Here is a 14,889-nt window from a genome sequence, read left to right as displayed (position 1 = left end):
ATCATTTTCTATCAAAGTTACTGATAGCATTGTTGTATCTACGATACGTGAATATTACAGGATATGCTCCACATGATAGTAAATCTAACACTTTTTTCAATTATTTTTACCAGTGTTAAACACCGCATTAGCAAAAATCATCGATAATTTTGTTGAGCTATTAACTTTGAAGAAATAGTAAAGATGATTTTTAAATAAAAAAATTCTTTATAGCACTCATTAATAATTTGATAATAAATATTGTATTGCTTAAATTTGATGATTATTTTTATGCTTCAATGTATTTCTAATTAGATTTGAAACATTGAGAAAATTGAATAGAAAAATAGAACAAAAAAACAAAAATAGTTTAAAAAACTCTTTAATTTACAGATCATTAGAAAAATGTTGATTATATTTTTCCGTGTACCATAAAAAACAAAAAATCAACAATCCACACAAAGTTAAAATGCCTCCAAGGATAGCTGTATATTCATAACTATACCCTAATTTCAAAATACACGCTCCAAATTCTGCTCCAAGAGCATTGGCAATATTAAAAGCGGACTGCATCAAAGCGCTGGCCAACATCTGTGCAGGCATAGCAATATTAATGATTTTTGTTTGTATAGAAGGCATAGATGCAAAAGAAGTCCCAATAAGAAGACATCCTAATGCTGCTGTTAGTGGATTATATGATAAAAAGAAAAAAAGAAAAAAAACGAATGTACTCCAAAGCATAGTAAAAAATATCGTTGCTGAAGAACCAATCTTAACTGCAAATTTAGGCCCTAAAATATTACCGACAACCATTCCCAATCCCATCAATGGCATAATAAATGGTACCCATTTAAGAGAAACATTAGAAACATAAAGTAACGTGGACTTAATATAAGTAAAAACAGAAAATAATCCTGATGCACCAATCGAAACCATAGCCAATAGGAACCACACTTCCTTTTTTTTTAATACACTTAATTCGTTAAAAACGCTTGTTTTTGAAATGTTAGAAACAGAAGGTAAAAATTTCCAAATAAAAACACAACACACCAAAGAAATAACGCCTACGAGAAGAAATGCGACCTGCCAACCAACAAATTGACCGATCCAAGTTGCACCTGGCGCTCCAATAACTATTGCAATTGTTAAACCAAGCATAACATTACCAACAGCTTTTGCCTGTTCATTTCTTTCTACCATCGAAGATGCAACCATAGTCGCAATACCAAAATAAATGCCATGTGGAAGACCGCTGATAAATCGCAATATCACCAATAAGTTAAAATCAGAAAAAAATGCGCTAGCAATATTCGCCAAAGCATAAAAAAACATCAATCCTATTAAAACAGCCTTATATGGCAGCTTAGTTGTTACAACCGCTAAAATAGGAGCTCCAATCACAACTCCTAAAGCATAAGAAGAAATATATTGTCCTGCTATGGAAATACTAACATGTGAACTATGCGCCATCTCCGGTTGCAAACCGATTGCAACAAACTCAGCAGTACCAATAGCAAAACTTCCTACTGCAAGAGCTAAAATGCCTAAACGCTGGGTTTTAAAATCAATTCTGCAAGACATCAAAAAATTTTTATCCATAGAAAATCTTCATTTTATTATTTTTACATACTGAATTCTATTCTATTAAATATATTGCAAAACTAGAAAATAATAGGCTTCTTTTAATATCAAAAGCAATTCCTTAAAATAAAAGATATACAGCTTACATGTCTTACTTTTATGATATTTTACAAAAATGAACACAAAGTATCTTAAAAAGATAATTTCCATACTTTTTTAAGAATTTACTAACTTAGAATTAACATTGTTGATTTAGATAATCACCAGAAACAGAAAATAAACTGCTTCTCTCCGGATCAGGTAGTGCGTACCGGAGTGATAATTTTTTGTTCAATATTATTTAGAAATAATAATATGTATCTCCCTTTAAGATAGCGAAGTTTTGTCTTTTCTGAAAGAGCTATTTTAATATTTTATTTTAATTTTATTAAAGTATTTTTTTACTATTATCTTATCGTTCTTACATCCACAAGGCTGCGGTATCAGTATAAAATTAGCGTAGCGCCCTTTTTTAATAGCGTCACGGATACCTTGCATCAAGCTGATGATAATAAAAAGGTTATTTCAAGTCAATAACATGCCTCCAAGAGAGGCACCAGATTTGATTAAATGACGCAAATAAGCACAACTATAATCCTGAACAGCAGAGCAAGATGATTGTGGATCAAGAATATTCAGATCTTCTGCATAACATGCATTTCGCAAATTAATTCTACCAAAATGAGTAAAAGCTACACCATGACGACCTGCACGCATTGGTATGACACAATCAAACATATCTACACCTTAAGCTACACTTTTTAAGATATCACTCTAGGCGTTCCTACTCCCATGATATAGCGTGGCTTATCCTTCGGTAAAATTGAACAAGTAACATCTAGTACAGCAATTATAATATTCTGAGGTTCACCGACTGCAAGTCCTCCAATGGCATAACCTTTCAAATCCATTTCTTTCAATGCCTGAGCAGAGCGTTCACGCAATTTCATATTATCTTCACTTTGAACAATACCAAATATTACTTTTCTGGTTGATTACCAAAAAATTTTTTACAATGCTGTTTTCAACGTAATGAAAGTTCCATAGCAGTTTCCATCTCTCTCTTTCAGATGCCGGTAACGCAATACACCGATCAAGCTGCATTTGAATATCAGAATCAAGAAATCCATGAATTTCGATGAAACGTTCTGGACTCATTTCATAATACGCCCCATTAATATGAGAGCGGAAAATCACACCCTGTTCCGTAATCTTACATATCCCTGAAAGAGACATAACCTGAAAACCACCAGAATCTATTAAAATAGGTTTCAACAAGCAAATTCATGTAACCCTCCTAAACGTGCAACACGCTCAACTCCTGATCGTAACATAAGTATTGCCTAAAATAATATCTTGTCCCAAGAACACGCAGATCCATATACATGTTCCAGCTGTCCCAACTGGCATAAATGCAGGTGTGCAAATACATATTCGCCTGATTAAAATCTCACCTTGGCGAGCATATCCATTTTGAGATTTTTTTTATAGTGAAATGTTTTTATAATCATTTCTATCTTTTTGATCTTAGAAATCCATATCACCACTAAAATAAAAGCTAATTGCTTTTTTATCGCATTACAATTATTTATTGTTTTTACTCACTGATACTGAAATTAGTCAAAAAAATAAAGAAAATAAAATTTGCTACTAAACAATCAATAAAATAAAAATATCTAATATTTTATTATGCTAGCCAATGTATTCTCTTTTGATCGAAAATCTTTAGAAAACTCTATATATATGAAAATACATTATATTTACATGTGCCCCTCATATTATTAAAAATGCACAAATTGCATAGCATCCCTATATCATTAAGTATCTGCAGCAATTGTGGCTTTAATAATTGCATCTGGATCCACAACAGGTTCACCGCGCTTAATCTTATCAATATTTTCCATGCCTTCAAGCACTTGTCCCCATATGGAATATTGGCGATCAAGCCAAGGAGCATCTGCAAGACAAATGAAAAACTGCGAATTAGCCGAATTTGGATTCTGGCTACGTGCCATAGAAACTGTGCCACGTTTATGAGGAAGATTCGAAAACTCTGCCTTTAAATCCGGTTTATCTGAACCACCCATACCACTACGTGATAAATTGAATTTCTCACCATCTTTTTTGCCAAACTGAACATCACCAGTTTGAGCCATGAAATCGTCAATAACACGATGGAAAACAACATTATCATAAGCGCCTTCACGCACAAGCTCTTTGATACGTACAACATGACCAGGCGCTAAATCAGCAAAAAGTCCAATTACTACTTTTCCTTTTGTCGTTTCAAGAATTAAGGTATTTTCGGAATCTTGAAATTGGGCCATAGTGTTATTCCTTTATTTCTACTTCTACTTTTTTATCAATTTGCAAATAGGCAGCATTAATAATATCAGGATTTTTTACAGAACCATTATTATCTGCAGTTCCTTTTTTAATTTTATCAACAACTTCCATCCCTTTTATAACTTCTCCAACAACAGTATACTGACCGTTTAAAAAAGTAGCATCATTAAAACAAATGAAAAATTGAGAATTTGCTGAATTTAGAGTTTGTGAACGAGCCATACCGACAGTGCCGCGCTTAAAAGTTTGTTTTGAAAACTCTGCTGGTAAATCGGAATAATTTGAACCACCTTTACCAACATTTTTAAGATTAAAATCGATACTATCTTTTTTTCCAAATTTCACATCACCAGTTTGTGCCATAAAACCAGGAATAACGCGATGAAATACGACATTGTTATAAGCACCTTCTTTTGTTAGTTTCTTGATTTGAGCAACATGTTTTGGTGCAAGATCTGGACGCAGCTGAATAATCACATCACCATCTTTAAGAGATAAAACAAGAATATTATAATTATCTGCAGCAGCATTAAATAAAAAAAAGCAAAAAATACATGTTAAAACAGTAAAAATTCTAAAAAACACAATCATTCTATCCTTGAAGATTTAAATTTCAAATACAAGGCTTGTGCAACATTTTGAGGAACAAAAGGCGTAACATCACCTCCCATAATTGCAATTTGACGCACCAATGAGGAACTTATCATACGGCTAGAAATACTTGCTGGTAAAAAAACTGTTCGCAACTCAGGAGCCATCATTTCATTCATTCCTGCCATCTGCATTTCATAATCAAAATCAGTACTATCACGCAATCCACGAATAAGAAATGAGGCACCAATTTCACGTGCTTTATCAATGAGAAGATTATCAAATGAAATAACCTGTAATCTCTCAGAACTTATATTCAATAAATCTTTTCTCACTTCTGCAATTAAAGCAACACGCTCTTCAAAACTAAAAAATGGCTTTTTCATAGCTTGTATACCAATAGCTATTACCACTTTATCAGAGAAAATTAAACTACTTTGCAAAACATCAAGGTGACCATTTGTAATAGGATCGAAAGACCCTGCATAAAGAGCAACCGTCATCTATTTTTTCCGATACTTCTAAAGTTATTTATCTTAACTAACATCAACTGTACCAGAATGTTTTTCACTGTCATTATCTAATTGGTTCGCATCATCTTCAGGATCAGAAATACGCTCAACAGATACAACTTTTTCACCCTTTGCTGTATTGAAAATTGTTACTCCCTTTGTAGAACGACCAGCTATACGAATACCCTCAATTGGAATTCGAATAAGCTGTCCTCCATTAGAAACTAGCATGATTTGATCTTGCGCTTCTACTGGAAAAGCTGCTACTAACTTGCCGATTTCAGCAGTTTTATTTGGATCGGTTGCACGAATTCCTTTTCCACCGCGCCCTGAAATACGAAATTCATAAGAAGAAGATCGCTTTCCATACCCAAATTCACTAACTGTTAAAAGCATTTGCTCACGAGCAGCAAGCTCTGCATAACGCTCATCTGTTAGTTCTGTTTCTGTTCCTTCTCCATCTTCATCAACAATTACAACATCTTCCGCATCCGCACCAGCAGCACGTCGCTCATTAATTGCACGTTTAATATAAACAGAACGCTCAACCGATGTTGCTTCAACATGCTCTAAGATAGTCATAGAAATAACCCTATCACCATCAACCATATTGATACCACGTACCCCTAGCGAATTACGACCCGCAAAAACACGAACATCAATAACTGGAAAACGAATACATTGCCCATTGGCTGTTGTCAAAACGACGTCATCATGCTCTGTACAAGTTTCTACAGATAAAATTTCATCTCCTTCCTCATCAAGTTTCATGGCAATTTTACCATTACGATTTACCTGAACAAAGTCTGATAATTTATTCCGGCGTACCGTTCCACGTGTTGTTGCAAACATAACATCTAATTTGCTCCAACTTGCTTCATCTTCCGGCAATGGCATAATTGTTGTTATACGTTCTCCCTCCTGTAAAGGAAGCATATTGACTAAAGCGCGCCCACGCGACTGCGGTGTACCAATAGGTAAACGCCAAACTTTTTCTTTATAAACAATCCCACGTGATGAAAAGAAAAGAACAGGTGTATGTGTATTACTCACAAATAAACGAGTTACAAAATCCTCGTCCTTTGTGGACATACCAGAACGCCCTTTCCCCCCACGACGCTGAGCACGATATGTATTCAGAGGTACACGTTTAATATAACCATTGTGGCTAACCGTTACCACCATATCTTCTGGCACAATTAGATCTTCATTATCCATCTCAGTATTACCAAAACCAAAGATAGTGCGTCGAGGAGTTGCAAATTCTTCGCGAAGAGAGCTTAGTTCATCCTTAACAATGCCCATAATCCGTAAACGTGATGCCAAAATATGAAGATATTCTGTAATATCTACCGCAATTTTATTCAACTCATCAGCAATTTCATCACGTCCAAGTGCAGTAAGTCTTTGTAAACGTAATTCCAGAATAGCTCTAGCTTGTTCTTCAGATAAATTATATGTTTTATTCTCATGGACAACATGACGAGGATCATCAATAAGCTTAATTAAAGATGCCACATCAGCGGCTAACCAACGTCGCTCCATTAATTGTATACGCGCCGTCTGAGGATCAGGTGCCTTGCGAATCAACGCTATAATTTCATCAATATTGGCAACAGCAATAGCAAGACCAACTAAAACATGCGCACGTTCACGTGCTTTACGCAAAAGATATTTTGTTCGCCGACTTACCACTTCTTCGCGAAAAGAAATAAAAGCACGAAGCATATCAAGCAACGTCATTTGCTCAGGCTTTCCCCCATTCAATGCAACCATATTACAGCTAAAAGACGTTTGTAATGGTGTATAATGGTAGAGTTGATTTAAAACAATATCCGCAACTGCTTCTCTCTTAAGTTCAATAACAACCCGATACCCATCTCGGTCAGATTCATCACGTAGATCAGAGATTCCTTCGATGCGTTTATCACGCACCAATTCAGCTATCTTCTCAATCATCGTTGCTTTATTAATCTGATAAGGTATTTCGCTTACAATAATTGCCTGTCGATTATTGCGAATTTCTTCAATATTAACCTTAGCCCGCATAATAATTGAACCACGTCCCGTTTCATAAGCTGAACGAATACCTGAACGACCAAGAATAATACCACCAGTAGGAAAATCCGGACCAGGAATAATTTCAATTATTTCATCAAGCGTTATAGTAGGATTATCAATTAAAGCAACACATGCATCAATGACTTCACCAAGATTATGTGGGGGAATATTCGTCGCCATTCCTACAGCAATCCCACCCGATCCATTGACTAAAAGATTAGGAAAACGTGCCGGTAAAACAACAGGCTCACGCTCACGTCCATCATAATTATCCTGAAAATCAACTGTCTCTTTATCGATATCAGCTAAAAGTTCTTCCGCAACTTTTTCTAAACGACATTCTGTATAACGCATTGCTGCGGGAGGATCACCATCAACAGAACCAAAATTTCCCTGTCCATCAATCAGAGGATTTCGCAGGGAAAAATCCTGTGCCATACGCACTAATGCATCGTAAATTGAAGAATCACCATGAGGGTGAAACTTCCCCATAACTTCACCAACAACACCTGCCGACTTACGATAAGATCTATTAAAAGAAAGACCCATTCCATTCATCGCATGAAGAATACGTCGATGAACAGGTTTAAGACCATCACGCACATCGGGTAATGCACGCGATACAATAACACTCATTGCATAATCGAGATAAGAGCGTTGCATTTCCTCAATAATACTAACTGGTTTAATACCGGTTAGCCCATCATGTTCTGATTGTGTAGTAAGATCGGTCACAACTTTAATACTTTCAAAAAAGAATCACTTTGATCTTTTATATCGAAAAAAATTGCAAAATGCTAATTCAGCCCGCTACAATAGAGTAAAAATTTAATAATAATTTTCAAAATGTTATTTGCTTTTATTAAAAATTGTGTATGAAAAGAGTAAAGAGGGTGCTCCTAAATAAAAATTAGAACAAATGACTACACGAATATTTCTTTTACGTCACTTTTTAATAAAAAACAAACAAATATTTTCATACCCAATTATAATATCCATAATAATAAAATACCGCTTATGATCATTTCATCTACAATAAGCTAATTATACTCTTAAGAAGGTAAATCTTATTTATCCCTCTCTTTGAACAATTCTAATAATAACAATAGCAATAGCATTTTATAAAGATTATCAAAAAGGAATATCATCATCTAATCGGTGTGAAAAATTTCCTTCTAATTGAGTGTTTTTCTGATCAAAATTATCTTTCTGATCAAAACTACTACCTGACTGATTTACAGCAGATACTTGATCTTTTACACTAGATATTTGCCCTCCACTCCCCATTTCACGGCTATCGAGCATTTGTAATTCACCACGGTATTTTTGTAAAACAATCTCTGTTGTATAACGATCATTACCGTTTTGATCCTGCCATTTGCGTGTCTGCAACTGACCCTCAATATAGATTTTACTCCCTTTTTTTAAATATTGCTCAACAACCTTAATCAGATTTTCATTAAAAATTACAATATTGTGCCATTCTGTACGCTCTTTACGTTCATTCGTATTGCGATCGCGCCAACTCTCTGAAGTAGCAATACGTAAATTTGCTACTTGATCACCAGAATTCAAACGGCGGATTTCAGGATCCGCACCAAGATTACCAATCAAAATAACTTTATTAAGGCTCCCAGCCATTGTATAAACTCCACAATTTTAAACCATTCGCATTATAACAAAAGCTAACAACAGCGTATAGTTTATTTCATCATATAAAATAAAAAACTGCTATCCTCCTTTATCCATTTACCAAAAATTCCATTTTCCGCTTAATATAACGATTGAACACATTGTAATTTAAAAGAAATAACCTTATTTCACATTTAGTGCTCAATTTTTGTCATATACGCCAAGGATTAACATGTCTCCTCAAAAATATATCTCTATTCGCGGCGCACGTGAACATAACCTCAAAAATATTGATCTTGACCTCCCTCGTGATAAACTTATTGTCATAACGGGACTCTCCGGTTCAGGAAAATCATCTTTAGCTTTTGACACAATTTATGCCGAAGGCCAACGTCGTTATGTTGAAAGTCTTTCCACTTATGCACGCCAATTTCTGGAAATGATGCATAAACCAGACATTGACCAAATAGACGGGCTTTCCCCAGCTATCTCTATCGAACAAAAAACAACTAGTCGCAATTCCCGTTCGACAGTTAGTACTATCACTGAAATCTACGATTATATGCGCCTGCTCTTTGCTCGTATAGGCATTCCTTATTCACCTGTTACGGATCTCCCTATTAAAAGTCAAACAGTGAGTCAAATAGTTGACCAAATTATGTCTCTTCCAGAAGGTACTCGAATTTTTATTATGGCACCTTTAGTTAGAGGAAGAAAAGGTGAATATAAAAAAGAGTTAACAGAACTTTTAAAAAAAGGATTTCAACGTGCAAAAGTTGACGGAAGATTTTATGAAATAGCTGATGTCCCTCCTCTTAATAAAAAATATAAACATGATATAGATATAGTAGTAGACCGCATTATCGTGCGCAATGATATCACTTCTCGGCTAGCTGACAGTATAGAAACTTGCTTACAATTAACAGATGGACTTGTAATTGCTGAAATGACAGATCAACCTTTAACAGAAAATGAAACTGTAAAAGGAGCTGTCAATAAATCAACAAATGAAACCCACAAACGATTCATTTTTTCAGAAAAACTTGCTTGTCCTATATCTGGATTCTCAATTCCTGAAATTGAACCACGCTTATTTTCATTCAATAACCCTTTTGGTGCTTGTCCTGCTTGTGGTGGACTTGGTACAAAAAAAGTAATTAATCCAGTAAGAATCATACCCAATGAAAATCTTACTTTAAAAGCTGGAGCTATTGCTCCTTGGTCTAAATCATCCTCGCCTTATTATCATCAGACTTTAGAAGCATTGGGCAAAGTTTATGGATTTAAACTCACAGATAAATGGCATATGCTCTCAAATGAAGCACAACATGCTATTTTATACGGAACAAAAACAAAAGAGATCTCTTTTTTCTATAAAAATGGTGCACACTCTTATACTACAAAAAAAGTCTTTGAAGGTGTTATTCCGAACATGGAGCGTAGATGGAAAGAAACAGATTCTGCACGTTTTCGTGAAGAAATTGAACCTTATATGTCTTCTTCACCGTGTCCAGCCTGTAATGGTTACCGTTTAAAACCAGAGGCACTCGCTATCAAAATTCATGGAATGCACATTGGGCAGATATCCGAACTTTCCATTTTAAAAGCAAGTGATTGGTTTTCAAACGTTCATCAATATATCAATGAAAAACAGCGCAATATATCAAAACGAATTTTAAAAGAAATCTGTGAGCGCTTAGCATTTTTGAACCGTGTGGGACTTGGATATCTTACCTTATCCAGAAATTCAAGTACACTTTCAGGTGGAGAAAGTCAGCGTATTCGATTAGCATCACAGATTGGCTCTGGTCTCACAGGTATTTTATACGTGTTAGATGAACCATCCATTGGTCTACACCAACGTGACAATGAACGCCTTTTAAAGACGCTATGTCATCTACGTGATCTTGGAAATACAATTATCGTTGTTGAACATGACGAAGATGCTATTCTCACTGCAGACTATGTTGTTGATATTGGCCCCGCTGCAGGTGCTCATGGTGGAAAAATCATAGCTCAAGGATCACCAAAAGAAATTATAAATAATCCGTCTTCGCTTACAGGCCAATACCTATCAGGAAAAATGACAGTTAGTTCTCCTGCTCAACGACGTAAAATATCAAAATCAAAAACACTTAAAGTAATCGGCGCCAGGGGTAATAATCTTAAAAATATCAGTGCTAGCATTCCTCTCGGAACTTTTACTTGCATAACTGGCGTTTCAGGCGGAGGAAAATCAACATTTCTTATTGAAACCCTCTTCAAAGCTGCATCGCGTCATATCATGGGAAGTCATCAAACCCCAGCAAGTTACGATAAAATTGAAGGATTAGAATTTATTGACAAAGTAATTGATATCAACCAATCACCTATTGGACGCACCCCACGCTCTAATCCGGCAACTTATACTGGGATTTTTACTCAGATTCGTGACTGGTTTGCAGAACTCCCGGAATCAAAAACTCGCGGTTATCAAGCTGGACGTTTCTCATTCAATGTTAAAGGAGGACGTTGTGAAGCATGTCAAGGAGATGGTGTTATCAAAATTGAAATGCATTTTTTACCTGATGTCTATGTTACTTGTGATGTATGCCAAGGGAAGCGCTATAATAGAGAAACACTTGAAGTGAAATTTAAAGGAAAATCTATTGCTGATATACTTGATATGACAGTCGAAAAAGCAGAAGAATTTTTCCAAGCTATTCCTACTATTCACAACAAAATAGGAATTCTTGTTAAAGCTGGTCTTGGTTATATTAAAATCGGGCAACAAGCCACAACACTTTCTGGTGGTGAAGCTCAGCGCGTAAAACTTGCTAAAGAACTTTCACGTAAAACAACTGGTCGTACACTTTACATCTTAGATGAACCAACAACTGGTTTACATTTTCACGATATTTCCAAACTTCTTGAAGTACTCCATGAACTCGTCGAGCAAGGCAACACAGTTGCAGTTATTGAACATAATCTTGAAGTCATAAAAACAGCTGACTGGATTATTGATCTAGGACCAGAAGGTGGGGATAATGGTGGCGAAATTGTTGCTATTGGTCGTCCTGAAGATATCATTAATGTGCCCTGTTCTTATACTGGAAAATTTCTAAAAGAGCTCTTGCTACGTCGATCTTTGCATAATCCAAAATCTTAAATAGGTCATAAAATTATCAAATACTTATTTAAAAAATGCCTTATATTTATACTATTATTACCTTTTATAAATTTTATATTTTTATCCTATTTAAAGTAATTAGCACTATATTTTTTCTAACAAAAATATAAATTACATTATTTTTGATTTTTTCGTGAAGAAAATACTTTTGGGTCCGTCTCTTTATCGTAAATATGTTATATAAATTTACAAAATAAATCGTTGGAGATAATTTCAGTATGAAAAAAATTGAAGCCATCATAAAACCTTTCAAGCTTGACGAAGTAAAAGAAGCGCTTCAAGAAATTGGTCTACAAGGTATCACAATAACAGAAGCAAAAGGTTTTGGTTGTCAAAAAGAACAGACAGAACTTTACCGAGGCGCTAAATATGTTATTGATTTTTTACCTAAAGTAAAAGTTGAAGTTGTTGTTACCGATGAAATCTTAGAGAAAACAATTGAAGCAATCCGTAAAGCAGCTCAAACAAAACATATAGGAGATGGAAAAATATTTGTTTTACCTATCGATGATGTTATTCGTATCCGCACTGGTGAAACTGGCACTGATGCTCTTTAATATCTATAAAGTTTTTTATCTTTTCTATTTACCTCAATCCAATAAGGAAATTGAATATGACAACCGCCTCAGATATTCTTAAACAAATTATAGATAATGATATACGCTTTGTCGATTTACGTTTTACTGATCCAAAAGGCAAATTACATCATGTTACAATGGATATTGCTGAAATTTGCGAAGATACATTCACCGATGGTGTTATGTTTGATGGTTCTTCAATTGCTGGATGGAAAACAATCAATGAATCCGATATGGTATTAATGCCAGATGCAGAAACAGCTCATATTGATCCTTTCTTTGCTCAATCGACTTTGATCATATTATGTGATGTACTTGATCCTGTTTCTGGAGAGTTTTATAATAGAGATCCGCGTTCTATTGCTAAAAAAGCTGAAGCTTATATGAAATCTTTAGGCATTGGTGATACAATCTATATAGGACCAGAAGCAGAGTTTTTTATCTTTGATGATGTGCGCTATAAAACTGATCCTTACAATACAGGTTTTAAACTCGACTCAAGCGAAAATCCATCAAATGATGATACTGAATATGAAATGGGCAATCTTGGTCATCGTCCACGTATGGGAGGTGGTTATTTTCCTGTACCTCCTATTGATTCTTGCCAAGATATGCGTTCTGAGATGCTTACCGCGCTAAAAGATATGGGCGTACATGTTGAAAAACATCATCATGAAGTAGCCGCAGCACAACATGAATTGGGTATTCGATTTGATACACTTGTTCGTGAAGCTGATAAAATGCAAATTTTTAAATATGCCGTGCATCAAATTGCTCATAGTTATGGGAAAACAGCGACCTTTATGCCCAAACCAATTTTAGGTGATAATGGTTCAGGTATGCATGTTCACATATCAATTTGGAAAGATAAAAAACCAATATTTGCAGGAAATGAATATGCTGGACTATCAGAGACCTGTTTATTTTTTATTGGTGGTATTATCAAGCATGCAAAAGCAATTAACGCCTTCACAAATCCATCTACTAATTCCTACAAACGCTTGGTTCCTGGATATGAAGCTCCTGTCCTTCTTGCCTATTCTGCGCGCAATCGTTCTGCAGCGTGCCGTATTCCATTTGATACTTCGCCACATTCAAAACGTATAGAAATTCGTTTTCCAGATCCAGCAGCAAATCCGTATTTAGCATTTTCATCGCTTATTATGGCGGGTCTTGATGGTATAAGGAACAAAATTCATCCAGGACAAGCTATGGATAAAGATCTTTATGATCTTCCTCCAAAAGAGCTCAAGAACATTCCTACAGTTTCAAGGAGTTTACGTGAAGCACTTGAATGTCTTGATAAAGATCGGAATTTTCTTAAATCGGGAGATGTTTTTGATGACGACCAAATTAATTCTTTTATTGAATTAAAAATGAAAGAAGTTCTGCGTTATGAAACAGCACCTCATCCTATTGAATTTGATATGTATTATTCTGTTTAATGCAATAATGGAGGTTTTTTGCCTCCATTATTATGGAATAATGTACCTTTGAATAATCTCAATTGTCATTAGACAACTGGTTTTATATCAAAGGTTTAGTCAATTTTTTTAGAAAATGTATTGTAATTTTATTTATAGTTATATTTATTATTATAATTTTGTGTTTTGAAGTTTAAGGGATTCATTTCCACATTATAATTGTCGAAAGGATTGTAAGATCCATAATTTTTCTTCCACTGTATGGGATCAATAAAATTGCTTGACCATAGGCCGATTTTATTATTTTGTGCGTTTTTTTCAGCGCTTAGATATGTTGTTGGAATTGGATATTGATTGTCTTTTGATATTATGAGCATACCTTCTTCCAGTCCTATTTCAGCTAGATCGACGCCTTGGACGAAGCACTGCGCGTAGTGGATTTTTTTTTCGATGATAGCTTGCTTACAAGATATGTTCTGTCCTAGAGTTTTAGTGACTAGCCAAGCTGTTGTAACAGCTCCACATGGCCATTCTTGGTTATTTAATTCTGCTTTTTGACGAGGTGCACATGTATCTACGCCATATAAGTGAATATTTCGGATGATAGGTTGATGCTGAGGTTTTTCGGCACTGGTTATCAATTTGAATGTCACACCGCTAGTAACAGATGCAATACCATTAAATACGACATTATGATTATTTGGATCACTATTTATCCAGTTGAGATTTTGTTTATTTTCTTTTACCTTTTTTTGAATATCGGCTTCAAGTAGTTTATTTTCTTCGAGATACATATTAATTATGTCTTGGTTTTCTTTCATTTTTAATGTTTCAAAAATATTTAAATTTGTTGTGTTTTGATTTTGGCTTATTATCCATAATGCTAAAGAACAGACAATGTAGACAATAATAATCGGTTTAAATCGCATTTGCCGAATCCTTATTGTTTCTATAGAAAGTAAAATTTTTATGCATCA

Annotated in this window: 10 protein-coding genes and 1 pseudogene; 3 read left to right on the top strand and 8 right to left on the bottom strand. The window is 34.9% G+C overall.

Going from position 1 to position 14,889, the window contains the following annotated elements:
- Positions 1-366: 366 nt before the first annotated feature.
- The 7 genes and pseudogenes from BJB63x_RS02470 to ssb all read right to left on the bottom strand — a co-directional run bounded on the left by BJB63x_RS02470 (position 367) and on the right by ssb (position 8,750).
- On the bottom strand, positions 367-1,560 hold the full coding sequence (locus BJB63x_RS02470; protein WP_194284805.1) for an MFS transporter: 1,194 nt from the start codon (positions 1,558-1,560) through the stop codon (positions 367-369).
- A 460-nt stretch (positions 1,561-2,020) separates the two neighbouring features.
- A pseudogene (tgt, locus tag BJB63x_RS02465) lies at positions 2,021-3,107 on the bottom strand (tRNA guanosine(34) transglycosylase Tgt).
- A gap of 309 nt (positions 3,108-3,416) precedes the next feature.
- Positions 3,417-3,926 carry a peptidylprolyl isomerase gene (locus tag BJB63x_RS02460; protein WP_078718866.1) on the bottom strand — a complete coding sequence of 170 codons (510 nt, stop codon included), beginning with the start codon at positions 3,924-3,926 and terminating at the stop codon, positions 3,417-3,419.
- A gap of 4 nt (positions 3,927-3,930) precedes the next feature.
- Positions 3,931-4,536, bottom strand: a complete 606-nt coding sequence (locus BJB63x_RS02455) for a peptidylprolyl isomerase (RefSeq protein ID WP_078719631.1) — start codon at positions 4,534-4,536, stop codon at positions 3,931-3,933.
- Entirely contained in the window at positions 4,533-5,039 is a 507-nt protein-coding gene (coaD, locus tag BJB63x_RS02450; RefSeq protein ID WP_078718865.1) for a pantetheine-phosphate adenylyltransferase, read from the bottom strand. The genes BJB63x_RS02455 and coaD overlap by 4 nt, the downstream gene beginning before the upstream one ends.
- A gap of 33 nt (positions 5,040-5,072) precedes the next feature.
- Positions 5,073-7,844: a DNA gyrase subunit A gene (gene gyrA / locus BJB63x_RS02445; RefSeq protein WP_078718864.1), complete on the bottom strand. Its 2,772-nt coding sequence runs from the start codon at positions 7,842-7,844 to the stop codon at positions 5,073-5,075.
- Between the two features lie 396 nt (positions 7,845-8,240).
- Positions 8,241-8,750 (bottom strand): single-stranded DNA-binding protein, encoded by a 510-nt coding sequence (gene ssb / locus BJB63x_RS02440; protein ID WP_078718863.1) that lies wholly within the window; start codon positions 8,748-8,750, stop codon positions 8,241-8,243.
- Positions 8,751-8,973: 223 nt separating this feature from the next.
- Here ssb and uvrA point away from each other — a divergent pair, with 223 nt between their 5' ends.
- The 3 genes from uvrA (at position 8,974) to glnA (ending at position 13,933) form a co-directional block, all read left to right on the top strand.
- Positions 8,974-11,889, top strand: a complete 2,916-nt coding sequence (gene uvrA, locus BJB63x_RS02435) for an excinuclease ABC subunit UvrA (protein ID WP_078718862.1) — start codon at positions 8,974-8,976, stop codon at positions 11,887-11,889.
- Between the two features lie 239 nt (positions 11,890-12,128).
- The gene (locus BJB63x_RS02430) at positions 12,129-12,467 is read left to right on the top strand and encodes a P-II family nitrogen regulator (protein ID WP_078718861.1); all 339 of its coding nucleotides are present in this window, start codon (positions 12,129-12,131) and stop codon (positions 12,465-12,467) included.
- Between the two features lie 56 nt (positions 12,468-12,523).
- Positions 12,524-13,933, top strand: a complete 1,410-nt coding sequence (gene glnA, locus BJB63x_RS02425; RefSeq protein ID WP_078718860.1) for a type I glutamate--ammonia ligase — start codon at positions 12,524-12,526, stop codon at positions 13,931-13,933.
- A 128-nt stretch (positions 13,934-14,061) separates the two neighbouring features.
- Here glnA and BJB63x_RS02420 read toward each other — a convergent pair whose 3' ends face one another.
- Positions 14,062-14,841: a hypothetical protein gene (locus BJB63x_RS02420; protein WP_236823870.1), complete on the bottom strand. Its 780-nt coding sequence runs from the start codon at positions 14,839-14,841 to the stop codon at positions 14,062-14,064.
- Between the last annotated feature and the right edge of the window lie 48 nt (positions 14,842-14,889).

Origin of the sequence: Bartonella sp. JB63 (assembly GCF_002022665.1) — a bacterium.
GTDB lineage: Bacteria > Pseudomonadota > Alphaproteobacteria > Rhizobiales > Rhizobiaceae > Bartonella.
This window is presented reverse-complemented; position numbering and strand designations above follow the sequence as displayed.